The sequence below is a fragment of the Streptosporangium sp. NPDC004379 genome, assembly GCF_042873875.1.
Lineage (GTDB): Bacteria > Actinomycetota > Actinomycetes > Streptosporangiales > Streptosporangiaceae > Streptosporangium.
On sequence record NZ_JBIAMC010000026.1, the window covers coordinates 50598 to 73363 of the forward strand.

The 22766-nt window shown below is 73.8% G+C and carries 20 protein-coding genes; 14 read left to right on the forward strand and 6 right to left on the reverse strand.

Annotated features, from left to right (window positions below):
- Positions 1–6: 6 nt before the first annotated feature.
- Positions 7–1548 carry a hypothetical protein gene (locus ACFYSC_RS35045; RefSeq protein WP_389970118.1) on the reverse strand — a complete coding sequence of 514 codons (1542 nt, stop codon included), beginning with the start codon at positions 1546–1548 and terminating at the stop codon, positions 7–9.
- Positions 1549–1781: 233 nt separating this feature from the next.
- On the opposite strand from ACFYSC_RS35045, the gene ACFYSC_RS35050 reads away from it, so the two are divergent.
- From ACFYSC_RS35050 to ACFYSC_RS35080, 7 genes are all read left to right on the forward strand, one after another.
- The gene (locus ACFYSC_RS35050; protein ID WP_389970121.1) at positions 1782–3437 is read left to right on the forward strand and encodes a DUF4407 domain-containing protein; all 1656 of its coding nucleotides are present in this window, start codon (positions 1782–1784) and stop codon (positions 3435–3437) included.
- A 9-nt stretch (positions 3438–3446) separates the two neighbouring features.
- On the forward strand, positions 3447–5234 hold the full coding sequence (locus ACFYSC_RS35055) for a protein kinase (protein WP_389970124.1): 1788 nt from the start codon (positions 3447–3449) through the stop codon (positions 5232–5234).
- 150 nt (positions 5235–5384) lie between these two features.
- The gene (locus tag ACFYSC_RS35060) at positions 5385–5516 is read left to right on the forward strand and encodes a hypothetical protein (protein WP_389970128.1); all 132 of its coding nucleotides are present in this window, start codon (positions 5385–5387) and stop codon (positions 5514–5516) included.
- The gene (locus tag ACFYSC_RS35065) at positions 5513–5650 is read left to right on the forward strand and encodes a hypothetical protein (RefSeq protein ID WP_389970130.1); all 138 of its coding nucleotides are present in this window, start codon (positions 5513–5515) and stop codon (positions 5648–5650) included. The genes ACFYSC_RS35060 and ACFYSC_RS35065 overlap by 4 nt, the downstream gene beginning before the upstream one ends.
- Positions 5651–5949: 299 nt before the next feature.
- The gene (locus ACFYSC_RS35070) at positions 5950–6378 is read left to right on the forward strand and encodes a hypothetical protein (protein ID WP_389970133.1); all 429 of its coding nucleotides are present in this window, start codon (positions 5950–5952) and stop codon (positions 6376–6378) included.
- Complete coding sequence (locus ACFYSC_RS35075; protein ID WP_389970136.1) at positions 6372–6605, forward strand: helix-turn-helix transcriptional regulator; 234 nt, start codon at positions 6372–6374, stop codon at positions 6603–6605. The genes ACFYSC_RS35070 and ACFYSC_RS35075 overlap by 7 nt, the downstream gene beginning before the upstream one ends.
- A complete protein-coding gene (locus ACFYSC_RS35080) occupies positions 6602–7591 on the forward strand; it encodes an NAD(P)-dependent alcohol dehydrogenase (protein ID WP_389970139.1) in 990 nt (329 codons plus the stop codon). Before ACFYSC_RS35075 ends, ACFYSC_RS35080 begins: the two co-directional genes overlap by 4 nt.
- 109 nt (positions 7592–7700) lie before the next feature.
- On the opposite strand, the gene ACFYSC_RS35085 is transcribed toward ACFYSC_RS35080, so the two are convergent.
- The 3 genes from ACFYSC_RS35085 to ACFYSC_RS35095 are packed head-to-tail and all read right to left on the reverse strand — an operon-like array spanning position 7701 to position 9543.
- Complete coding sequence (locus tag ACFYSC_RS35085) at positions 7701–8477, reverse strand: MauE/DoxX family redox-associated membrane protein (protein WP_389970142.1); 777 nt, start codon at positions 8475–8477, stop codon at positions 7701–7703.
- A gap of 9 nt (positions 8478–8486) precedes the next feature.
- Positions 8487–9083 (reverse strand): cell wall protein, encoded by a 597-nt coding sequence (locus ACFYSC_RS35090; protein ID WP_389970145.1) that lies wholly within the window; start codon positions 9081–9083, stop codon positions 8487–8489.
- Between the two features lie 10 nt (positions 9084–9093).
- The gene (locus ACFYSC_RS35095; protein WP_362929913.1) at positions 9094–9543 is read right to left on the reverse strand and encodes a hypothetical protein; all 450 of its coding nucleotides are present in this window, start codon (positions 9541–9543) and stop codon (positions 9094–9096) included.
- A gap of 297 nt (positions 9544–9840) precedes the next feature.
- Between ACFYSC_RS35095 and ACFYSC_RS35100 the strand changes: the two genes are divergently transcribed.
- From ACFYSC_RS35100 to ACFYSC_RS35110, 3 genes are all read left to right on the forward strand, one after another.
- Positions 9841–11016 carry a hypothetical protein gene (locus tag ACFYSC_RS35100; RefSeq protein WP_389970148.1) on the forward strand — a complete coding sequence of 392 codons (1176 nt, stop codon included), beginning with the start codon at positions 9841–9843 and terminating at the stop codon, positions 11014–11016.
- A complete protein-coding gene (locus tag ACFYSC_RS35105; RefSeq protein WP_389970151.1) occupies positions 11013–12239 on the forward strand; it encodes a M16 family metallopeptidase in 1227 nt (408 codons plus the stop codon). The genes ACFYSC_RS35100 and ACFYSC_RS35105 overlap by 4 nt, the downstream gene beginning before the upstream one ends.
- Before the next feature lie 622 nt (positions 12240–12861).
- Entirely contained in the window at positions 12862–13722 is an 861-nt protein-coding gene (locus tag ACFYSC_RS35110) for a nucleoside-diphosphate kinase (RefSeq protein ID WP_389970154.1), read from the forward strand.
- Positions 13723–13846: 124 nt separating this feature from the next.
- On the opposite strand, the gene ACFYSC_RS35115 is transcribed toward ACFYSC_RS35110, so the two are convergent.
- On the reverse strand, positions 13847–15085 hold the full coding sequence (locus tag ACFYSC_RS35115; protein WP_389970157.1) for a hypothetical protein: 1239 nt from the start codon (positions 15083–15085) through the stop codon (positions 13847–13849).
- The gene (locus ACFYSC_RS35120) at positions 15082–15918 is read right to left on the reverse strand and encodes a GNAT family N-acetyltransferase (RefSeq protein ID WP_389970160.1); all 837 of its coding nucleotides are present in this window, start codon (positions 15916–15918) and stop codon (positions 15082–15084) included. Before ACFYSC_RS35120 ends, ACFYSC_RS35115 begins: the two co-directional genes overlap by 4 nt.
- A 286-nt stretch (positions 15919–16204) precedes the next feature.
- On the opposite strand from ACFYSC_RS35120, the gene ACFYSC_RS35125 reads away from it, so the two are divergent.
- The 4 genes from ACFYSC_RS35125 to ACFYSC_RS35140 all read left to right on the forward strand — a co-directional run bounded on the left by ACFYSC_RS35125 (position 16205) and on the right by ACFYSC_RS35140 (position 22765).
- Positions 16205–17413 carry a hypothetical protein gene (locus tag ACFYSC_RS35125; protein ID WP_389970163.1) on the forward strand — a complete coding sequence of 403 codons (1209 nt, stop codon included), beginning with the start codon at positions 16205–16207 and terminating at the stop codon, positions 17411–17413.
- Positions 17414–17546: 133 nt separating this feature from the next.
- Positions 17547–19493 carry an aminotransferase class I/II-fold pyridoxal phosphate-dependent enzyme gene (locus tag ACFYSC_RS35130; protein ID WP_389970166.1) on the forward strand — a complete coding sequence of 649 codons (1947 nt, stop codon included), beginning with the start codon at positions 17547–17549 and terminating at the stop codon, positions 19491–19493.
- A gap of 52 nt (positions 19494–19545) precedes the next feature.
- Positions 19546–21543, forward strand: a complete 1998-nt coding sequence (locus tag ACFYSC_RS35135) for a DUF4910 domain-containing protein (protein ID WP_389970169.1) — start codon at positions 19546–19548, stop codon at positions 21541–21543.
- Complete coding sequence (locus ACFYSC_RS35140) at positions 21524–22765, forward strand: MFS transporter (protein ID WP_389970172.1); 1242 nt, start codon at positions 21524–21526, stop codon at positions 22763–22765. The genes ACFYSC_RS35135 and ACFYSC_RS35140 overlap by 20 nt, the downstream gene beginning before the upstream one ends.
- Position 22766 lies beyond the last annotated feature (1 nt).

Below are 22766 nucleotides of genomic sequence, written 5' to 3' on the forward strand. Positions count from 1 at the left end.
GCGTCGTCACTCCGTCTCGTCGAGCAGGGGGAACGGGAGGCGGACGGGGGAGGGGGCGGTCAGGCCGAGGTCGGCGGCCAGCCCGCGTACGTCCACCGCCTCCAGGTGGGCCAGCGCCGCCGCGCCGAGCCCGTGCCACAGGGGGTGCGCCTGACCGGCGGCGTGGTCGCAGATCGCGCCCAGCGTGGTGTCCGGCCGCTGCCGCAGGGCTGCGGCCAGCTGCCGCCAGTCGTGCCGGCGGGGGCAGGGCAGGATCCTGGAGCGGTCGGTGCGGGGCGGGTGCGGCGGGCGGCCCCCGACCGTGAGGACGACGGCGGGCGCCGGGCTCGCGGGGCCGAGTCGCCCGGCCACCACGGCGAGCGCGTCCTCCAGCTGCGCCGCCTGGGGGTGGTACGGATATCCCCTGGTCACCGCCCCCTCGTCCTCCAGCGCGCCGAGCGCGTCCAGGGCCTCGGCGGGGCCCGCCTCCCAGGCCGCGATCCGCACCGGGTGCTCGGGCGCCGACGGGTCGAACGAGTGCGCGGCGTAGGCGAGGAGGGAGACCCGGATCAGGCCGCCGAGCTCTCCGGAGGCGAAGCTGATCATCTGGCGCGCCCGGCTCAGCCGTTCCGAGACCTGGTCGTCGGACCCGCAGACCTCCACCGCGCAGACGAGGTGCGCCGATCCGGCGCGCGGCGGCAGCCGGTCCGGGAGCGCGCCGACGAGCCGGTCCCAGTCGCGGGGGTCGGGGGAGAGGGCGGGCAGGCCGGTGAACCGTACCCGGCCGGAGCGTCCCAGCTCGGCGGTCACCTCGTACCGGCCGGGCGCGATCGGGGCGGACTGGACGGACAGCAGCCGCGGCTCCGGGCCCTGCCAGGTGACCACGGCCAGCGCGGTGCCGTGCGCGCCCGGCGCCGTGCAGCGGAGGGCGACCCGGGTCCGGGTTCCCGGGCGGGAGCCGATGGGGAAGAGCCGCCTTCCGGTCAGCCGGAGCCTGCCGGTGCCGGGGTCGGCGAGGAGGACGACCAGCTCGTACGACCTGGTGAGCGGGTCGTCGGCCATGGCCTCCCGGATCAGCGCGGCGGCCGGGGCGTCGGCGCGCAGCACCTGCGCGGCGGGATGCGCCGCGCGCAGCCAGTCGAGGGCCTGCTCGGCCCTCGGGTCGGCGGACGCGGCCACGAGGACCACGTCGGCGGAGGGCGAGGCGCCGCGGGCCGTACGGAGCGTGTCGGCGGAGGGCGGGTGGACATAAGCCGCACGCGTGTCGGCGGAGGGCGGGTGGACGTGGGCCGTACGCGTGTCGGGGGAGAGGGGGTGGACGCGGGCCGCGCGGAGCACCGCCTCGCGGACCGCGGCCGGGTCGGCGTCCCAGCCGTGCTCGCCCGCGAGGTCCGGCCAGGTCGCCGACCAGCTCCGGCCGCGGGGACGGCCGTTGCCGTCCCGGTGGAGCAGGAACGTGGTGACGCCGTCGGCGGCGACCTCCACCACGGTGAGGTGGCCGGTGTCGGCGAGGTCGGCCAGAGCCTGGGCGATCGCCTTCCTGGTCAGGTCCCTGTCGGGCTCCGGCACGGGGAGTCCTCCGTAGATATGTCGTATCAGCTGCGCCGTGTCCTCAATATCCTGGTTAGTCGGTTATAGAATGCTATGGCGGGCTATCCGAATAAGGTTCCGCGAGTTTCTCCGGTTAAATTCCGCTGGGTATCCGGAAATGTGACATTGGGCGCCTATGATAACCCCTCCGAGGGGGCCCGCGGCGTTCCGACCGGTGCCGGCGCGGTACGACTTCCTTTCCGAGGAGGAGTATGCGACGTTTCCTGGCCACGCTGTCCGCGGTTCTCATCGCGCTCTCCGGAGCGCGTCCCGAGGTCCTCCGGGCGTGCCCCACCGAACGCGGCAAGTTCGAGGGCATCGGGGGCGCCGTCCTCACCACGAGCGTGCTCGCCGCCGTCTCGATGACGTTCGCCCTCAACAGCGCGCTCGGCGTCAACATCGTCCTCGCCGTCGTCGTCGCCCTCCTGTGGGGCCTGGCCATCCTCAGCCTCGACCGGTGGCTCGTCTCCACCCTCAGGGCCGACTCACCGAACCGCTGGATGATGGCCGCGCCGCGCGTCGCCATCGCCATCGTGCTCGGCCTGGTGATCTCAACCCCCCTGGTGCTGCAGGTCTTCAAGGCGGAGATCGACACCCAGATCAACGAGATGAAGCAGCGGCGCGCCGACGACTTCACCGTGCAGCAGGCGCAGGGCGCGACGGGCAAGAGCGTCGAACAGCTCCGCAAGGAGGCGACCGGCCTCCAGCAGGTGATCTCCTCCGGCGGGGACGTCCCCCTCGACCTGGAACAGGACCCGAAGATAAAGGCGCTGTCCGCCCGGCGGGCCGACGAGCAGAAGCAGGCGGACAAACACTACAAAGAGTGGCAGTGCCAGCTCTATGGCGGTGCGAACTGCCCCAAGAAGGGCAACGGCCCTCTCGCGAGGGAGAGCCGGATCGCCTACGAGAAGGACAAGGACCGCATCGAGCTGCTCACCAGGCAGATGGAGGACCGCAAGCGGGAGCTGAACGCCACCGGGGAACAGGCCAAGGAGACACGGCTCGCCGCCGCCAAGGAGGCCCTGCCCAAGGTCCAGCGCCAGCTCGACGCCGCGCTCGATCAGCAGGCCCGCATCCAGAAGTCCTTCGACGAGGACAACCTCGCCACCGACGGGCTGCTCACCCGGCTCCGGGCGCTCAACGAGCTGACCGGCAAGGACTTCACCCTCAGCGCGGCCCGGCTGCTGCTGTTCGCGCTGTTCCTGCTCATCGAGTGCCTGCCGGTCGCGGTGAAGCTGATGCAGCGGCCCGGCGTCTACGAGAAGGCGCTCGCGCTCGCCGAGCGCCGCGAGATGGACAACGTGCGCGAGGAGTTCGGCGCCCGCTCCGGTTCGCGGCTCCGGTCCCGGCCGACGGGGCCCGGCGGATCGAACAGCGTCTGGAGCATCTGGTCGTCCCCGGAGGACACGTCCTCACGGTCCGGCTCCGTCTTCGGAGAGGAGACGGGGGCGCGCCAGGGGCCGAACGGCACCCGGGTCGAGCGGGCCGGGGACGACGACGGGTACGGCCCCGGGTCCGGCGGGTACGAACCGTCGTCCGGCGGCGGGTACGGCCATCCGCACGACGCGCACGATCCTCCGCGCGGCGAGCACGGCTTCCCGCGCGACGAGTACGGTTCCCCGCGTGACGGGCACGGCCCCCGGCCCGGTGAGCACGGTTCCCCGCGCGGCGGGCACGGCCCCCGGCCCGGTGAGTCCGGCGCGTACGGGCCCACGTCCGGCGACGAGTACGGGCCCCTGGAGGACCAGGCCCTGCGCGGCATGGCCGACACCCGCGTCGTGCGGAGGCCGGAACCGGGTTCCGGACCGGGCGCGGGGCCGGGTGCGGGGCGCTCGGGCGGCGTCGAACTGCTCCCCGACGAGGACTGAGGCCCCCGGGTGACGGCACGGACCATCGGAGGCCGGTACGAACTGAGGTCCCGGCTCGCCAAGGGCGGCATGGGCACGGTGTGGCTCGCCTGGGACCGGACGCTGCAGCGGTCCGTCGCGCTCAAGGAGGTCGTGCTGGCGCCGTACGGCGAGGACATGTCCGTGCGGCGGGAGAGGGCGCTGCGCGAGGCGCGCGCCGCCGCGCGGATCCGGCATCCGGCGGTCGTCCACGTCTACGACGTCATCATGGACGACGAGTCGCCCTGGATCGTCATGTCGTACATCGAGGGCACCTCGCTGGAACACCGGATCGAACGGCAGCCCCTCTCCGAGCGGGAGATCGCCCGGGTGGGACGCGAGGTGCTGGCCGGACTGACCGCCGCGCACGACGCGCAGGTTCTGCACCGCGACGTCAAACCGGCGAACATCATCGTCGACTCCGGGGACCGGGTCTTCCTGGTCGACTTCGGCATCGCGCGGATCTCCGGGGAACGCGGCCTCACCTCGGCCAACACCCTGATCGGAACCGTCGAGTTCATGGCGCCGGAACGGATCGAGGGGCATCCGGCGGGACCGGCGTCGGACCTGTGGTCGCTGGGGGTGACGCTGTTCTGCGCGCTGGAGGGCTACTCGCCGTTCCTCCGCGACGGTCCGATCGAGACGGTGCGGGCGGTCACCTCCGGGCGTCCCCCGGACTTCCGGCGGCCGGGCCCGCTCGCCGACGCGATCGCCGGACTGCTCGTCGCCGACCCCGCCGGCCGGACGGGAGCGGCCGAGCTGGCCCGGCGGCTGGGCGCGATCCTCGCCGCGGGACCCCGGACCCGTAAGCGTGAGGACGAGCCGCGGCCCCGTGGGCGGGAGGACGGGCCGCGGATCCGTGGACGGGAGGACGAGCCACGGAACCATGAGCGGGAGGAACGGCGCGCCGGCCGGGGGCAGGACCGGGAGCCGGGAGGCGGACACGACCCGCGTCCCCCGGACCGTGAGGCGCGGCGCGGACCCGACGCCCACCGGCCGGACCATGAGGCGCGACGCGCGCAGGGCGCGCACGGGCCCGGCGGAGAGGCGCGGGGCGGACAGGGCGCCCACCGGCAGGACCGGAAGGAACAGCGCGGACCCGCCGCGGACGGGGCGGACCGGGAGGCGTGGCGTGACCAGGGCGCGCGCGGGCCGGGGCGGGAGCGGGAGGCGCGGCGCGGCGCGGGCGCCCACGGTCCGGAGCGCGCCCGGGAGGCGGGGCGCGGGCCCGGAGCGCGCGGATCCGGCGCGCGCGGACCAGGGCGGGACGGGGCCGCGGGCCGGGCGGGGGAGGCCGATGACGGCGGGAACCCGCTGCTCGGCCGGTCCGGCCGGGAGGCCGCCGCCCTGCTCGGCTCGATGGAGCCGAACGCCGCCGGACGGCTCCTGAACGACGCGGCGGAGACGCCGGGCCCGGCGGCCGAGGCGCTGACGCTGCTGCCGGCGCAGCGCGCCGCGCGGCTGGTCGACCACATGATGCCGCAACGGGCGGCCAGGCTGCTGGGCGCGATGCCCACCGGCCCGTCCGCCGCCGTCCTGGTGCACGCGGACGACCGCGTAGCGGCCGCCGTCCTCGGCGCGCTCGGCGTCGTCCCCGTCGCGGCCCGCCTGGTGGAGGCGATGACGGTACGGCGTGCCTGCCGGGTGCTCGCCCACCTGCCGCCCGCCGTCGTCGCGGGCCTGCTGTCGGCGACCTCGGACGGCCGTACCGACCGGCTCCTCGGCGGGCTCGGCCACGCCGTACGCGACGAGTTCACCCGCCTGACCGGCGCGACGTGAACCGAGCCGGCTCCGCCCAACCGGCTCGATGACGTCCTCCATCGTCGAACCTTGCCATCAGCCCTACGGCCCGGATGAGACCGTGTCAGAATGGCCGGGCCTTTCCCGCCCTCCGATCTGAATGCGTTGGGAAGTGCCAAGATGGTGACCATGAGCGTCAATCGGCGTGACGAGGCCCTGAACGAACTGGCCGAGGCGATCGGGGAAGTGGACGTCCCGGACGCGCCCACGATCGTGCGGGCGTCGCGGACTACGACCCGGCCTTCGATGCCACGCGGATGAGCGCCCTCGGACACATCAACACCGCCCGTTCCGGCATCGACGCCATCAAACGGATGGACAAGAACAACCTCCACCAGTTCGACATGTTCCTTCTGCTGGCACTCGGCGGCGAGCGGATGATCAGGAACAGCTGATTCCGGTCCTCGCTTCTCCCGGATGCCACACGCCCCGAACCCGGGCCCGTCTTCGGGAACCGTCTGGCGGTGTGTCCGCCCTACTGCCATCCGCTCATAGGTGACGTGGTGGTTCCGACGTGGCCGGGGAAGTCGGCGGCTTCTCACGTCCGCGCGAGCCCATCGGCAGGCAGGTGATCGGCGCGGAGCGGTTGCCCATCGATGACCGGCGAAGCTCGGTGTAAAAAATTCTGTACATGGGGTCAAAGATCGGTTACCTTCGAGATGTCAAAGATTCTGTACATCGGAAGGTGTCGATCATGACTCACGTGGAGAAGCGCGCCTGGATCAGGCTGGTCGTCGCCGTGCTCGGCTACACGGCGTACGTCGTGGCCGTCCTCAGAGGGGCGGGCGGAGAGCCGTTACCGGACGTGCCGTACACCGCCGCCCTGCTGTGGACGGTCGGCGGGGCCATCGTCGTCTCGATCGTGGCCGAGATCGGGATGGCGATCGTCAACCCGAGGGCCTCGCGCGTCGTCGACGTCCGCGACAGGCAGATCGGGCGGCTCGGCGAGTACACCGGCCAGGCGTTCGTGGTCATCGGCGCGCTCGCGGCGATGCTCATGTCCATGGCCGGATGGGACCACTTCTGGATCGCGAACGCGGTCTACCTCTGCTTCGTGCTGTCGGCGGTCCTCGGCGGAATCACGAAGATCGTCGTCTATCGCAGGAGCCTTCCCGAATGGTGAAGCCGACACACGTGACCAACCGCATCCGCGCGCTGCGGTTCGCCCACGACGAGATGACCCAGGCCGAGCTGGCCGAACGCATCGGTGTGACCAGGCAGACCGTCATCGCCATCGAACAGGGCCGGTACTCGCCCTCGCTGGAGATGGCCTTCCGGATCGCCCGGGTGTTCGGCACCCCGCTCGACGACGTGTTCCAGTACTCGGACCCCCCGGAAGGAACGTCATGAAAGCCATCGTCCAGGACGTGTACGGCCCGCCGGACGTGCTCCGCCTACGCGACATCGACCGCCCCGGCATCGGTGACGAGGAGGTGCTCGTCGAGGTCCGTGCCGCCGCGGTGGACCCCGGCGTGTGGGTCCTCATGACCGGCCGGCCGTACCTCGCGCGTGTCATGGGCTTCGGGCTGCGCAGGCCCAAGGTCGCGGTCCGGGGCCGTGACGTGGCCGGGGTGGTGGCGGCCGTCGGCGCCCGCGTGACCCGGTTCCAGCCGGGCCAGGAGGTGTACGGCGCCTGCGAGAGCGGTTCGTACGCCGAGTACGCGAGCGCGCGGCAGGACAGGCTCGCGCCGAAGCCGGCCGGTCTCACCTTCGAGCAGGCCGCCGCGGTGCCGGTCTCCGGCATGACGGCGTTGCAGGCCGTACGGCACTCCGCCGGCGTACGGCCGGGGCAGCGGGTGCTGGTGATCGGCGCGTCCGGAGGCGTGGGGTCGTTCGCCGTGCAGATCGCCAGGGCCTCCGGCGCGAGCGTCACCGGCGTGTGCGGGCCGGCGAACGCCGGGCTCGTCCGGTCGCTCGGGGCCGGCGACGTCATCGACCACACCCGGGAGGAGATCGACCGGGACGGGCCGTGCCACGACGTCGTCGTCGACACCGCCGGGAACCGGCCGCTGTCCCTGCTGCGCCGCGCTCTGACGCCGAAGGGGACGCTGGTCATCGTCGGCGGCGGGCACGTCGCGTACCGCTTCACCGGGGGCATGGGACGCACGTTCCGGGCGCCGCTTTTGTCAGTGTTCACCGGGCAGCGGCTGCTCCCGCTCATCTCCAGGGAGCGCGCCGAGCTCCTGGAGGAGCTGACCGGGCTCATCGAGTCCGGCGCCGTCACCCCGGCGATCGACAGCGTCCATCCCCTCGCCGCCGTGCCCGACGCGATCCACCACCTCATCGCGGGGCACCCGGGCGGCAAGGTCGTCGTCACCGTGACCGGAACGGCCTGAGGTGAAGGGCCCCGGAGCCGTCGTCCCCCACGTCGCCCCCTCACCCGGTACCGCCGTACCAGGTGAGGGGCGGTCGTTCGTACGGTGTCCCGGAGGGTCCGGCAGGCGGTCAGGTGAGGGCGGGGGCCTCGGTGAGGGCGACGCGGACGGCCGACGGGTCGCCGCCGCCGAGCGGGGCGGCGAACACCGCCGTCCGCCGGCCGGCCCCGTAGACCACGAAGCGCAGGCCGTCCTCGTCCCAGGTGTCCTGGACGTCCGAGGTGAGCAGGGCGGACGCCGAGCAGTAGGCGGGACTGAGGTACAGCAGGCGCAGCGTGACCTCCAGCGGGACCTCCCCGGGCGGGGGCGGGGCGAGCGGCCCGCTCAGCCGTACCCGCAGCCGGCGCAGGGGGGTGAGCCAGTGGCGGTCCAGCTCCGCCGAGAGCCCCAGCAGGGCGACGGCCTCGGCCAGGCCGAGCGCCACGAGCGAGGAGTCCATCGGGTACGGTCCCGCCCCGATCGCCACGAGGCTCATGGCGAGCAGAAGCCCGGCCCGGACGAATCCGCGCCGGTCGACGGGCCGCGAGTGCGCGCCCAGGCAGCCGCACGACGAGGTGGGCGCCGCCCGGCGCGCGTAGACGAGGTAGCCGAGGAACCCCGTGGAGAGCGCGGCGGCGGCCACGCCCTCCACGGGGGACGCGGGCGGCAGCAGCAGCGCCGCCGCCACCGCGAGCTCCAGCACCCCGACGAGCCGGAGCGCGGGGACCGCCCGCGCCGGGCCGACCAGCCTGGCCAGAGCGGTCCGCCCGGCCTGTGCCCGCGTCCGCCGGTCGAGCAGTTTCAGCAGGGCGGCCCAGAGGAGGAAGAGGCTGATCACGTACGGCTGCAGCGCGGCGATCCCTTGCATCTGTCGCTCCTAGTGGGCGGAGAAGACGGTGGCGATGTCGACCTCGTTGGTGTCGGGCCGCCAGGCGCCCATGACCTGCACGTGCTGGCCCACGCGCAGCAGCGACAGGTCGCCGGAGGGCGGCGCGTCGGAGTAGATCGCCACGGACCTGCCCGGCACGCGGTGACAGAGGACCTGCTGACCTTTGTGGTCGAGGTGGATCCGCTCGGCGGTGATGTTCCTGACGTGTCCCTTGATGTTGACGATGTTGAGCCACACCGCCTCGGCCGCCAGCACGCCGTCGGGCATGCGGACCCCGCGGGCGTAGAGACCGTCGCCGGGTTTCGCCTGGTCGAAGGTGGTGGGGCCCAGCTTCCACAGGCTCGTGCCGTCCACGATCCTGATGCGGTGGAACACCATGTTCGACCCCAGAACGAGGAGGGTGTCCTCCTTGACGGAGCGGATGCGGCCCTCGGCGAAGTTCGGGTCGGGCGCGCCGGGCTCGACGTCGGGGGCGGCGGCGCCGAACGCCGCCTCCGGCCCGAGCGACCCCAGCGCGGTCGCGGCGACGACGCCGGCCCCGCCGCCGAGGAGGGCGGACTTGAGCAGTTGCCTTCTGCTGGTCATCGTCGTCCTCCTAGGGGGTCGAGATCTCGCACGGCCGCAGGCCGGTGGACAGGCTGGCGATCCGGCTGTAGGCGGCCGGGGTCAGGTCGATCAGGCGGTTGCTCGCGCAGGTCGAGCCGCAGCAGCTCCGCTCGCCGCAGAACAGGTCCGTCTGCGGGCCGCAGTCGGCGATGGAGGTGATGACGCTGCCGCCGCCGCACAGCGAGGTGATCCGGTGCTGGAAGCCGCAGGTCCTGCGGCTCAGTGACACCCCGCAGCTGTCGGGCCGGGTGATCGACCAGCAGGCGTCGGAGGTGTTGGGCCAGGCGTGCTGCAGGCTTCCGGAGTTGCAGGTGCCGCAGGCCCCTTTGCCGGTGCCGCTGCACGGCCCCCAGGCCGTGCCGCAGCAGAACCAGGAGACCTCTCCCTGCACGGCGGCGAGGAGGTCGATGGGCGGGTCGGTGGGCTGGGTGCGCGTCATGCGCTTCCTCCTGGGGGGTGGGAGGCGGGGTGGGGGTGGTGTGAGAGGTGAGGCGGGCGCCGAGGGATCCGGGATGGGACGGGTGCCGATGGATCCGATCAGGCGGCGCGGTAGCACGAAATTTCCTGACTTTTCACATGAAAAGCATGTAACTAAATTTCGTCAATCCCTCATCTGACGGCATCCGCCGACGCTCCGTCCCCAATGGCCGATCGCCTCTTGTCGGAGGTATCCCCGTCTGTCACAGTCGGCAGAAGATCCACTACCCCGGCCGGCGTGCGTGGAAGGCGGAACGCGGTGATCGAGCTGACGTCCGGTGACCTGGAGGAAGTGCTGACCCTGGTCACGGGGCAGCAGGAGGAGACGCCCGGCGAGATCCTCCACGTCGCCCGCCGCGAGCAGCCGTCCCTGGTGGCGACGCTGCTGAGCGTCTGGGAGCGGGAGGGGCGAGACCTCGGGCCGGGACTCTCGCACGAGCTGCGGCAGCAGCGGGCGCGGACGGACTTCTACCGCGGCCTGCAGGCGGGTCTCGGCCGGGCGTGGCCGGAGGCGGTGCCGCTCAAGGGCCTGGAGGTCGCCGACCGCTACCCGGACGCGCTGGTGCGCTACATGAACGACCTGGACTACTGGTTCCCCCGGCGGGACCGGCTCTGGGAGGCCGCGGGCACGCTGCTCGCGGACGGCTGGTCGATGCACACGGCGACCTTCATGCGGGCCGGCGGAGAGCTGCAGTTCCTGCTCAGCCTGCGCAGGCTCCCGGAGGACCCGTACGCGCTGCCGTACGGCATCGAGCTGAGCACCACGCCGCTGGTCGGCGACCGGATCGGCGTGCCGGTCCGTACGGCGCTGCCCGCCCTCTGCGCCGACCCCGTGGTCAAGAACCTGGTCGCGCTGCTCTTCGAGCGGTTCGAGCAGCCGTACCGGGCCCGCGACCTCGTCGACGCGGCCGTGCTGCTGACCGGGGCGTCGCGGCGGCTGCTGGCGTCCTGCGCGCTCGCGGTCCACGAGCTGGCGCTGTGGCCCGAGTACGCGGAGCTGGCGGCCCTGCTGGAGGAGAGCCCGTTCACGGTGCCGCGCCTGCCGGGGGACGAACGGGTACTGGTCCGGGCCAGCCGCATGTGGCGGCGGGCGACCGCGGTGGGCGGACTGCGGCGGCCGTTCGGCCTGGCGGTGACCGCGCTGCAGAACGGCATGGTCGGCGGCTCCGCGGGCATGCTCGGCAGACGGGCCTGGGACGCCGTGTCGCGCCGGATGAGCCCGCGCGCCGCGCTCGACGCGGGGCTTCCGCTCTTCGCCCTGCCCGTGGAGGGCGACCACCGCGCGGAGCGGGTCACGCTGGCCGAGCGCGGCGGGGCGCTGTGGGCGTACACGCCGGTGGGCGGGTTCGTCCTGGTCCACGGCGACGAGATAGACGAGGAGCTGCTGGCGGGGGAGAAGGCCGCGGGCGGCATGCGTGAGGAGGCACACGGATGACCGAGCCGATCCGCGCCGAACTGCCGGGCGGAGTGCCCGCCTGGATCCTGCACCGGCCGGGGGCGGGCGTGACGACCGTCACGCTGTGGACGCTGACCGGGTCCAGATACGAGGACGAGGACCTGTCGGGCGGCACCCACCTGCTGGAGCACGTCCTGATGCAGGCGCCGCTGCCCGGCGGGGGCCGCCCGGTGGACCTGCTGGAGGCGCTCGGCGGCGAGGCCAACGCGGTCACCAGCCGGGACCACCTCGTGCTGTACGCCCGCGTGCCCACCTCCGAGACGCTCGCCGCGCTGGACGTGCTGTCCCGCGCGCTGACCGGGCCGGTCATCACCGCCGAGGTGCTGGAGGCCGAGCGCAGGGTGGTCCAGGAGGAGCTGCGCCTGGCCGCGTCCGACCCCGCCGACGTGGTCCACGACCTGTTCTTCGATGTCGCCTTCCCCGGCGGCGCCCTGGGCCGCCCGGTCGGCGGGACGGCCGGGAGCGTCGGCCGGATGGGGCTGGAGGCGCTGCGCGCCCACCATGCCCGGTGGGTGCGCGCGGGGACGGTGGCCGCGGTGATCTGCGGGGGAGCCGATCCCGGGGCGCTGCTGCGGGCGCTGGAGAGCGGGCCGCTCGCCGCGCTGCCGCCCGCGGGGCCGCTCCCCGAGCCGGAACGGCCGCGCTTCGGCGGCGGCGGGCGGCGGACGCTCGCGCTCAACAGCGACTCGGCGGGCGTGGTCCTCGGCGGGCGCGCGGTGCCGTACGGTGACCGGCTGCTGCCCGCCTGGCAGGTCCTCATGGACCTGGTCGCGGACGCCAGCTCGGCGCTGCTCACCGAGGAGATCAGGAACCGGCGCGGTCTGTCGTACGACATGTGGGGGTTCGCCAACGCCTACCGCGACGCGGGGGTGTGGCGGGCCTTCGTCTCCACGGCCCCCGAGAACGTCGGCGAGGTGGTGGACACGGCCGTGGCGCTGCTGGAGGAGCGGTTGGGGCCCGGCTGGACGGAGGAGGAGGCGGCGCTGGCCGCCCGCCGTACGGCCGGGCTGTTCCGGCTGGAGGCCGAGGAGTCGCTGGAGGAGGCGCTGCTGTACGGCCGGTACGGGCTGCTCGGCGGCGACCCGCACTGGACGCTCGACGGGCAGGTCGCCGCGATCCGCGCGGTGACCTCGGACGACGTGCTCGCCGCGCTGCGGACGGCGACGGATCCCCTCGTCATCGCCATCGCCGGTATTGACTAATACGGATTTATCCCTAAAAACTCGTTTATCAAGGATCGGTCCGGCGGGGCATTTCCTGTCCTGTTCGGCGGTGATCCATGGCCGAAAAGGAGGATAGGGATGGACCGGAGAGCAAAACTCCTTCGCCGCCCCAAGACCGTCAAGCCGAAGAGGAAGTGACCGTGGACCGAGGGCGGAAGCTTCTCCGCAGGCCAAGGGCCGTCGCGCCGGGCACGTCGAAGAAGAGGTGACCATGGACCGCAGGTGCAATCTGCTCCGCCGTCCCAGGGTCTCCACATCCCGGAAGAGGTGACCGATGGACCGCAGACACCATCTGCTCCGCCGCCCCAGGACGGCGAAACCCAAGAAGGGCTGACGATGGACCGCAGGCACCAGTTGCTCCGCCGTCCCAGGACGGCGAAACCCAGGAAGGGCTGACCGATGGACCGTAACCGCGTGACGGCTCGCAGGCCGCGCGTCGTGAAGAAGGCCAAGGCCTGAGTCAGGCCGGAAACCGGGATCGGATCACACGCTGAGGCCGGCGACGGCCGGAGCCGGCCGGGAACCGCGACCGGCAGGAACGACACCCGCCGGGAACGGACACCGGCCGGGAGACCGAGGAGGCCGGAACGGTGAGTGATCGGTGACCGCGATCGAGTGGCAAAGGACCGTCCTGTTCCTCCTACCGCCCGACGCGCTCGAACGTCACCTGTGCGGCCCCGTCCTCGACATGCTGGAGGAGAACGGGTTCTCGCCGGTCCGGTACGACGTCCTGTGGCACCGGCCTCCCAACCAGGACGCCTTTCAGGAACGCAACATCACTTCCGTCTGGAAGGCCTACTTCTACCGGCAGGTCGACCTGGTGTTCGACCTCGGACCCACCCTCGCCCTGCTGGTAGAGGACAGGCGCGCGGACGCCGCGCCCGGCACGAGCCACACCCGGCTGCGCGCGCTCAAGGGCGCGAGCGACCCCGCCGAGGCCGCCCCCGGCACCATCCGCCGCGACCTGCGCGGCATCAACGTCATGCTCGACATCGTGCACAGCTCCGACAGCCCCGAGGACTCCCGGCATGAGGCGGAGGTGTTCTTCGGCCCCGGCCTCGGCAGGCCGCTCGACGGCCCGGAGGAACTGCGAGACCTGGTGGCGCTGCTGGAGGCGGGCATCCCCAGGGAGACCAGGGAGTACGACGACGTGCTCACCGGGCTGCGCGCCAAGGTGGTCGCCGCCGTCTGGAACGAGCTCACCCCCGAGGGGCGCGAGGCGGCGCCCGGCCTGACCCGGCTGACCCGCCTCGGCGCGGGGGCCGAGCTGGCCGCGCTGCTGCCGGGCGGGACCGCCCACCCGCTGGCCGAGCTGCTCTCCTGCGAGTTCCTGCCGGACCATCCGAAGACCGACCTCAAGCGGGCGGCGGCACGGATGGCGGTGTACGGCCTCACCCTCGACCGGTGGGAGAACGCGGTACTGCAGACCTCCATGATCTTCCCCCCGCTGCGGCGGGACTGACCCGCCCTCCGCGTCCCGTACGGCCGCCTCTCCGCGCCCCGGACGGCCGGCCGCCGTGACACTCGCCCCGCCCGGCCTCGTCCGGTCCCGCCCGGTCTCGTCCGGCCGGGCGGAACCGGGAGGCTCAGGGGGACAGCAGGGACGTCGTGCGGGCGCTCCACGCCACGGCGGGGGCCAGCGCCGGATCCAGCGGCAGCACCCACCCGGACAGCTCCACCGCCTCGCAGCCCCGCGCCGTCTTCGCCCGCCAGCTCCCCTGGCCGTAGTGCAGACGCCGTACGCCCGCCGGGTAGGCGAGCCGGGCGGGCTCGTAGAAGACCGTCGCGAAGTAGGTGTGCCGGGCCGCGGCGGAGGCGTAGTCCATGCCGGTGCTCACGCAGTACCGGACGCCCGCGTGCTCGACGAACAGGCCGTAGCCGAGCAGGACCCCGGCGCGCTCGGCGCGCAGCAGCAGCGCCCCGCCCGCGCACAGGTCCCGGAGCCGTCCGGCCGTCTTCGCCCGGTCCGGCGGGCGGCCGTTGTACTTCGCCGAGTGGCCGCACTTGAGCTCCACGACGTCCGCGCCGGGCTCCGTCACCCGTTCCGCGCGCACCTCCACCCCCGCCTCACGGAGCAGGCGCAGCTCGCGGCGGGCCTCGCCGCGCCGCTTGCGGGGCAGGGCCCCGAGGTAGTCCTCGAACCCGTCGCCGGGCAGCCGCAGCTCGCAGGAGTACGCCAGGGGGACCTCGGTGAACCCCCGGGCGGCCAGGACCCGCCCGAGCGGCGCGGTGTCCGGCGGGGGGTAGAGGAACGCGACGGCCCGCAGCCCCCGGTCCGCCGCCCAGTCCGTGACCGCCGCCACCAGGGTGTCCAGGGCCTCGTGGTCGCGGGCCAGCGGCCCGAGCGGGTGACACTCGTAGCCCGGCAGCATCACCACCAGGTGCGGGAACCAGTCGTCCCGAGGGGGCGCGGGCTCAGGGGGGCCCGCGGCCCGCGCCGCCCGCGCGGCGGCGCTGAGCGGCAGCTCGGCCGGGTCGCCGGCGAGGATGTACGGCAGGTCGAAGACCTCGCCCCGGCCGGGACGGTCCACGCCGGTCACGACCGTGCCGTAGAGGGCGAGCACCGCCGCGCCCGCCGCACCCGCCGCACCCGCCGCACCCGGCATGGCCGGATGCGCCGCGCCCGGCACGACCGCGCCCGCCGTACCCGGTGCGGCCGGCACGGTCGCGCCCGCCTCGCGCAGCACGAAGGTGTACGCGGCGCCGGGCACCCGGCCGCGCATCGCCGTGAGCCACCGTTCGGTGGCGAACATCGGCCCGTCCGCCGCCAGAGCCGGCCACTCCGGCGGGCGGCCGGGCACCGCCTCGAAGGCGAAGGCGCTCATCCGGCAGGGAGCAGGCAGGCGTCGAGGGGGATCGGGGTGAGGCCGTGCCTGAGCTTGAACACGTGGTTGCCCCGGCCGCCCTCCAGGGTCGTCAGCCCCTCGCGCAGCGCCTGCCCGACCGAGAGGGGGTAGAGCAGCGGGTAGGGGCTGTAGTTGCCGCCGACCTCGTAGTCCACCCCGCAGGCCCAGGCGTGGAAGCGGCTCTCGTCGCGCAGGCAGACGGCCGCGCCGACCAGCCGCCCGCGCTCGCGGACCTCGATGACGTGCGCGGCGTCACCGAGTTCGGTGAGGAACCCGGCGAAGACCTCCCGCGGGTAGTAGGACCCCGTACCGTGCCGGGCGGCGGTGCGCGCGCACAGCTCGCCGATCTCGGCGAGGTCCGCCTCCGCCAGGGGAATGGACGCGCTGCGCGCCCCGGCGTCCTCGGCCCGGCGGCCGTTGCGCCGCATGTTGGCCCGTCCCCGGGGATTGGCGCTCGCGATGTAGCCGTCCACGTCGGCGAAGGGGCGCAGGTCGACGCGGAACCGGTCCTCGATGTGCCGGGCCGGGAAGCCCAGGGAGACCAGGCCGTCGCCCAGCTCCGACCCGCGCGGCACGTTGACGAAGCCGTACCAGGCCGCCCCCCGCTCGGCGGCCAGCTCCCGCATGGCCGCGGTGACCGCCTCCAGGTTCGGCTCCCCGGGCACCCAGGCGTCGTAGCAGTGCCACACGTGGCTGAGCAGACCGGTCTCGTCCCCCGACAGCGGGTATCGGACGCGGAGCTGGCCGAGCGGGTCGAGCCCGCGCAGCAGCGTGACCGGGAGCACCGTGACGGCACGTCCGCCGGCCCGCACGACGAAATAGAAAAACGCCTCGATCGGGATAAGGGGAAACCGCTCGTAGGCGCGCAGATAACGGGACCGGTAGAAAACCGGCGCTCCCGACCTCGATACAACCTCATCCCATTCGGCGGTGTCAACGGTCTCTATGGACGTGCTGATATCGACGGTTAAGGAAGCACTCATGGCACACCTAGCCTCGGAAACCGGCGCGGGTCGGGGGAGATGAGACGCTTGACGACAATGTCGTATATGGCGCAATACTAAGCGGATACTGCTCTCCGTAGCGAGGGAGAAAGCCGTGGTTCACGTCGTCTTCCACAACAAAGTCGGTGGGTCCGAAAATCTCGCGGCCGCTCCCGGCCAGCCGTTGACGGCGGTCCTCGCCGCGCACGGCATCCCGCTCAACGCCGTCCTGACGACCCGCAACGGGCAGATCGTCCCCGAGCAGACGACGATCGTCGGGGAGGACGACCTCATCGAGGTCCGCCAGGTGCGCCACTACGACCTCGACGTCACCCGCAGGCCCGCCCGCACGGTCTACGGCACGCCCGACCCGGTCTACGTCAAGTCGGTCCTGTTCGACACCCTGGGCCGCCTGGAGCAGCGCGTCGAGCAGTTCGACGCCGAGGGGTTCGTCCGCTACGTGGAGGAGACCTTCGTCCAGAGCGTGCTGCGCGGCGAGGTGCTGCGGCAGGGCGACTCCGTGGTGATCGGGCTGTCCGGCGGCAGGGACAGCGTGGCCTTCCTCAAGCTGCTGGAACGCACCCGGGACCGCCTGCCCGCCTTCACGATGACCTCCGTGACCATCACCGGGCTGCCCGACTGGGAGGAGCCCGCCACGTTCGCCGCGGCCCGTGCCTCGGCCGAGGGGCTCGGCATCGACCAGGTCATCGTGGACGCCACCGACATCGAACGGGTCTTCAAGCTGCGCAGGCCGTTCGTCGAGGCGATGAACAGCGTGGTCGCGGGCGACGCGAACCACCTGACGATGGTCGTCGGCCACCAGGTGCTCCGCCGCATGCTGGAGGACCACGCCCAGCGGATCGGCGCGGGCACCGTCGCCTTCGGGTTCAACGCCGACGACCTCGTCGCCAGCATGGTCACCTGGATGACGAGCGGCTACCGGATGGGCGGCATCCCCGTCCGGGAGATCGGCGGGATGCGCTACATCTTCCCGCTCTACCGGATCCCCAAGAAGGAGCTCACCCTCTACCTGGAGCTCGTCGCCCCGGAGCTGAACCGTCAGGGCACGCCGGGCCGGTTCACCACCGGGCCGCAGGAGAGGTCGATGGCCTACGCGATGGCCGACCACCTCTACGACCTGTGGCCGGGCATCGACTACTACCTGTTCGAGGCCTTCGCGAACATGCAGCGGTACATGTTCCCGCTGGTGGAGGACAAGTGCCGGGTGTGCGAGGGCGTGTACGTCATGCAGGAGGGCGTCCCCGGCAATCCGGCCGGCCTGTGCGACGTGTGCGACTTCTTCGCGCGCCGGGAGTTCGCGTGACGGGCCTCCTCGCACCTGGACCTCGCCGTCCGGGGGTTCGCGTGCCGGGGGCTCGCGCGGTGAGGGCTCGTGCGGTGGGGGTTCGCGTGCCGGGCCGGTTCGTGTCCAGGGTCCGTCCGACGGGCCGGTCCGCGTGACGGGCTGGTACGCCGACTACTTCACCGCCGACTACTGGAGCTTCGCCCGCCACGAGTACACCGCCGAGCGTACGGCGGGCGAGGTCGCCTACCTGGCCGGGATCCTCCGGAAACACGCCCCCGGGCGGCGGGTGCTCGACCTGGGCTGCGGCGTCGGCAGGCACGCCGTCCCCCTGGCCCGGCACGGCTTCGAGGTGGTCGGCGTCGACGTCTGCGCCTGGGCGCTCGACCGGGCCGCCGAGGCGGCCGGCCGGGCGGGCGTCCGGATCGGGCTCCTCCACGCCGACCTGCTGGCCGCCCCGGACCTCCCGGAGGCGGACGCGGCGATCTGCGTGCAGTCGTTCGGCTGGGGCTCCGACGCCGAGCAGCGCGCGTTGCTGGCCCGGGTGCGCGAGCGCCTCGCGGCCGGGGGCGTGCTGATCCTGGACCACTCCAACGTCTCGGCCATCCTGAGCCGCTACGAGCCCGCCGCGCGGTTCGAGGCCGAGGGGGAGGTCTTCGACTTCCTGCGCTCCTACGACCCGGTGAGCGGGCGCAGCCGCGGCGAACTGCGCGTCACCCGCCGCGCCGGGTCCGGCGGGCCCGTGTCGGGGCCCGTGCCCGAGTCCGAATCCGAGCCCGAGTCCGAGTCCGAATCCGGCTCCGGCTCCGGTTCGGATTCCGGTCCGGACCCCGACTCCGGTTCGGGTTCCGGAGAGACGGTCACCGTGCTCCGCGACGACGTGCGGCTCTACCAGCCGAGTGAGGTGACCGCCCTGCTCCGGGAGACCGGCTACGACGTCGTGCGCGCCGACGCGGACTTCACCGCCGGCTCCCCGGTACGGCCCGGCACCCGGTACGTCCAGTTCGTCGCCGTGGCGCCCGCGCGCCCCGAGCTCGCGGTGCTCGACCACGCGCGCTCGGAGCCTTCCGCCGGTCAGGTGGACCTGCGCTGGGCGCCCGACGAGGTGGAGTACGTGCGCGAGGCCGTCGACCGGGCCTGGGCGCGGGTGGCCGCGGAGCCGGGCGGGCTCGCTGAGACCGCGCGGCGCTACGCGCTGGGCGATCCGTACGGAGGCGTCCGCGCGGCCCCCGTGCTCGGCCGGCACTTCGGCGCGGACCTGCCAGCCGACCGGGTCGTGACCGGGGCCGGGACGACCGGGCTGCTCAACGCGCTGAGCGCGCTCGTCGCGCCGGGCACGCCGCTGTTGTGCACGCCGTACGCCCATCCCGACCTGCCCGCGTGGGCGGCGCGGCGGGGTGCGGCCCTCCACGTGTTCGATCCGGCGGACGGCGAGGCCCCGGAGCTGGTGGCGCGGCTCCGGCCCTCGATGGTGCTCGTCGAGCGGCCCGGGGTGCGCGGCGACCTGCTGCCGCCCGGCCGCGTCCTGGAGCTGGCCGAGGCGGTGAGCGGGGCCGGCGGCCTGCTGGTGGTCGACGAGGCGTGCGCGGCGTACGCGGGTCCGGAGGTGAGCGCGGTGCCGCTCACGAGGCGGGCCCGTGGCCTCGTCGTGCTGCGCAGCGTGTCCAAGGGGTACTGCTGCGGCGGCCTGCGCGCCGGGTTCGCCGTCGCCTCCGCCGGCGCCGCCGGAGCCCTGCGCGCGGTGGCCCCGCCGCTGGCCGTTTCACCGCTGTCGCTGGAGGTCGCCCTGTGGCTGCTGGAGCAGGGCGACGTCCTCGGCCCGCTGCGCGCCGCCGTGGCGGAGGCCAAGCCGGAGCTCGTCGCGGCCCTGCGCGACCTGGGCCGGGAGGCCGACCCCGGGCACCCGGCGCTGCCGTGGGTGACGGTCGAGGGTGACGCCCCGCCGGGTGTTCTCGGCAGGCCGCTGCGCCACCGCGCCGGAGGTCCCGCGCTGACGAGGATCAGCGTGCCGCTCTCGGCCGCCCGCAGGCGCGCGCTGCGCGAGGCGGTGGCCGCCGCGGGCGGCGGCGAGCGGACCGGCCGGACGGCGGTGGGCGGATGACGGGACCGGGCGGAGACGGGTGGACGGGGACGGCGGCGGGCGGGAGGACCGGATGACGGGGCCGGGCGCGGCGGCGGACGTCGGCGGGACCACCGGGCTGGTGCACGCCCGGTTCGACGTCGGGGCGGCCGAGAGGGACGTCGCCGAGCTGTGCCGGTTCGACCGCTACCAGGCGTCCGACGGGATCATGGCGGCCGCCGCGTACGTCGCCGGACGCGCGGAACGGGCGGGGCTCTCCGACGTGCGGCTGCTGGAGTTCCCCGCCGACGGCGGCAGGCACTGGTGGACCTTCCGCGCCCCCGCCTCGTGGACGCCCGTCCACGCCGAGCTGGCCGGTGTGACCGCCTACCCGGACCGGCCGTTCGCGCTCGCGGCGTACTCGGCGTCCACCGGTCCCGGCGGGGTCGAGGCACCCGTCGTCCGGCTCGGCGCGGGACCGGACGACCCGGAACGGCTGCGCGGCGCGATCGTCGTCCACGACGACCCGGACCTGCCGCTGCCCGCGGCCCTGGACCTCGCCGTCCGGTACGGCGCGCTCGGCCTGGCGACCGACCGCGTCTCCGGCCCCGGCCGGACCGGCCGGATCGAGCTGCGCGCGGGCGGTCCGCTCCTCGCCTTCAGCCTCACCTCCGGACAGCTCGCGGACCTGGCGCGGCGTGACCGCGTGCGCGTCACGGTGCGGGCCCACGGCGCGGCGCCCATGCCCGTGGTCACAGCGCTGCTGCCCGGGGAGCCCCGGGGGGCCGGAGACCCCGCGGCGGAGGAGGTGCTGCTGTCGGCGCACCTGTGCCACCCCCGGCCCAGCGCCAACGACAACGCCTCGGGGGTCGCCGCCCTCCTCGGTGCGGCGGCCGTCCTGGCGGGCCTCCGGCGCGGACGCCGGGCCGTCCGCTTCGTGTGGGGCCCGGAGTTCACCGGCATGGCCGCCTACCTGCACGATGTCGCGCCCGCTCCGCCGGTGGCGGCGGTGAACGTGGACATGGCGGGCCAGGACCAGCGGCTGTGCGGCGGCCCGCTCATCGTCGAGCGCAGTCCCGACCACCTGCCGGGCTTCGTCAACGCGCTGGCCGAGCACGTCGTCGGCGAGATACCGCAGGCCGGACGCTCCTACTCGGGCGCGGTGGCCTGCGACACCTGGGCCTGGCGGGCGACGCCGTTCGTCGGCGCCTCCGACCACAGCCTGCTGGTGGACCGGTCGGTCGGCTGCCCCACCGTCACGCTCGGCCACTGGCCGGACCGGTTCAACCACAGCTCCGCCGACACCCTCGACAAGGTGGACTTCCAGGAGTTGCGGCGTACCGCGACGATCGCCGGAGCCTGTGCCGCGGTGCTGGCCGACGCGGGCGAGGAGACCCGGGGTGAGCTGGAGCGGATCGCGATCCGCTGGGCCGCGGCGCGGCTGCTGGAGTGTCTGCCCTCGCCCGGCGAGCCCCCGGCGGACCGGACGACCGCCCTGACGACCGGCCGTGCGGCGGACCGAACGGCGAACCCTGCGATGGACCGGACGGTGGACGGGGCGGTGGGACGGACGGCGGACCGGACGGTGGACGGGACGCGCGGGCTGCTGAGGCACCGTACGACGGTGGCGCTCGGCGCGCTCGACGGGGTGGACCGGCTGTGCGGCCGGCCGGGCGACCCGGAACGGCACCGGTGGGTCGAGGGTCTGTCGGCGCACGTCGCCGGACTGCTTCCCGGCACCCGTCCGGAGCCCGCACCCGCGGAGCCCGCGGGGCCGCCGCTGCGCCGTACCTGGGAGGGGCCCTTCAACCTGCGCGGACTGGCCGAGACCGCGAGTCCCGCCGGGCGGAGCTGGATCGACGGGCGGCTGGCCGCGGACCGCTCCGGCGCGTACGCGCTGATGCTGGCGCTGGCGCACGGCATCGACGGCGCGCGGGACCGCGGGGAGCTGGCCCGGTACGCCGGGTACGCCGCCGGACTGCCCGTCGGGACGGACTTCGCTGACGGGTTCCTGTCCGTCCTCGTCGAGGCGGGCTGGGCAGAGGAGACGACCAACGCCGAAAGGGGCGCCGATGCGCAGGCTCCTGCGTGACCGACAGTTCGTCCTGCTCTTCTTCGGCCAGGCGGTCAACATGTTCGGCGACCGCGCCCTGCTGATCGTCCTCGCCATCTTCGTGAAGGACCTGACCGGGTCGGACTCGATGGCCGGCGTCGTCCTGGTGCTGCTGTCGCTGCCCTCCTTCATCGCCCCGCTCACCGGGCTGCTGGTGGACCGGTTCCCCCGGCGCGCGACGATGATCGTCAACGATCTGGTCGCGGCCGTGCTGGTGCTGTCGCTGCTGCTGGTGCGGCACCCGGGCGACCTGTGGATCGTCTTCGTCGTCACCTTCGGCTACGGCGTCTCCAACCAGGTGTTCAACGCGGCCAGGGGCGGGCTGGTCCACTCGATGCTCCCGTCCGAACTGCTCGGCGACGCCAACGGCCTGTTCGGCTCCTTCAGCCAGGGGCTGCGGATCGTCGGGCCGCTGCTGGGCGCCGCGCTCTTCACCGCGATGGGCCTGAGCGCGGTGGCGGTGCTGGACGCGGGCACCTTCCTGGTGTCGGTGCTGGTGCTCCTGGCGCTGCGGCGCGCACCCGACCTGACGCGCTCCGGCGAACGCGGGCGCGAGGGCGGACGTGAGCCGGGCCGCCTGACGCGTGATCTCACCGCCGGCATCCGGCACATCCTGCGCGACGCGGAGCTGCGCTCGGGCGTCGTCGCGCTCGGCCTGGCGCTGGGCGCGGCGGGGCTCATCAACTCCGCCATGTTCGCCGCGGTGGACCAGGGCCTGGACCGGCCGCCCGCGTTCATCGGGGTGATCGCCGCGTTCGAGGGCGGCGGGGCCATCGTCGGCGGCCTGATCACCGGGACCCTCATCCGGAGGTACGGCGAGCAGCGCACGGCGGCCGTCGGCTTCGCCTCCAGCGCGTTCGGCCTGCTGCTGGTGATCCCGACGAGCGTGGTGAGCGTGTGCGTGAGCGGCGTCTTCGTCGGGCTGTCCATCCCGATGTTCATGGTCGCGACCACCACGCTCGTGCAGCGCCGCACCGGGGCCGGGCTGCAGGGCCGGGCGCTGACCGCGATGGACGCGCTGATCGACCTGCCGTTCGTGGCGTCGATGGCGGTGGGGGCGTTCGCCATCCGGTTCGTGGAGTTCCGGTTCGTCTACGCCTTCAGCGCGGTGGCGTTCGCGGCGGTGGCGGCGTACGTGCTGCTGTCGCGCCGCGGGTCCCCGGTGGCGGCGGGTGAGCCGGAGCGGGCCGAGGCCGGGTGAG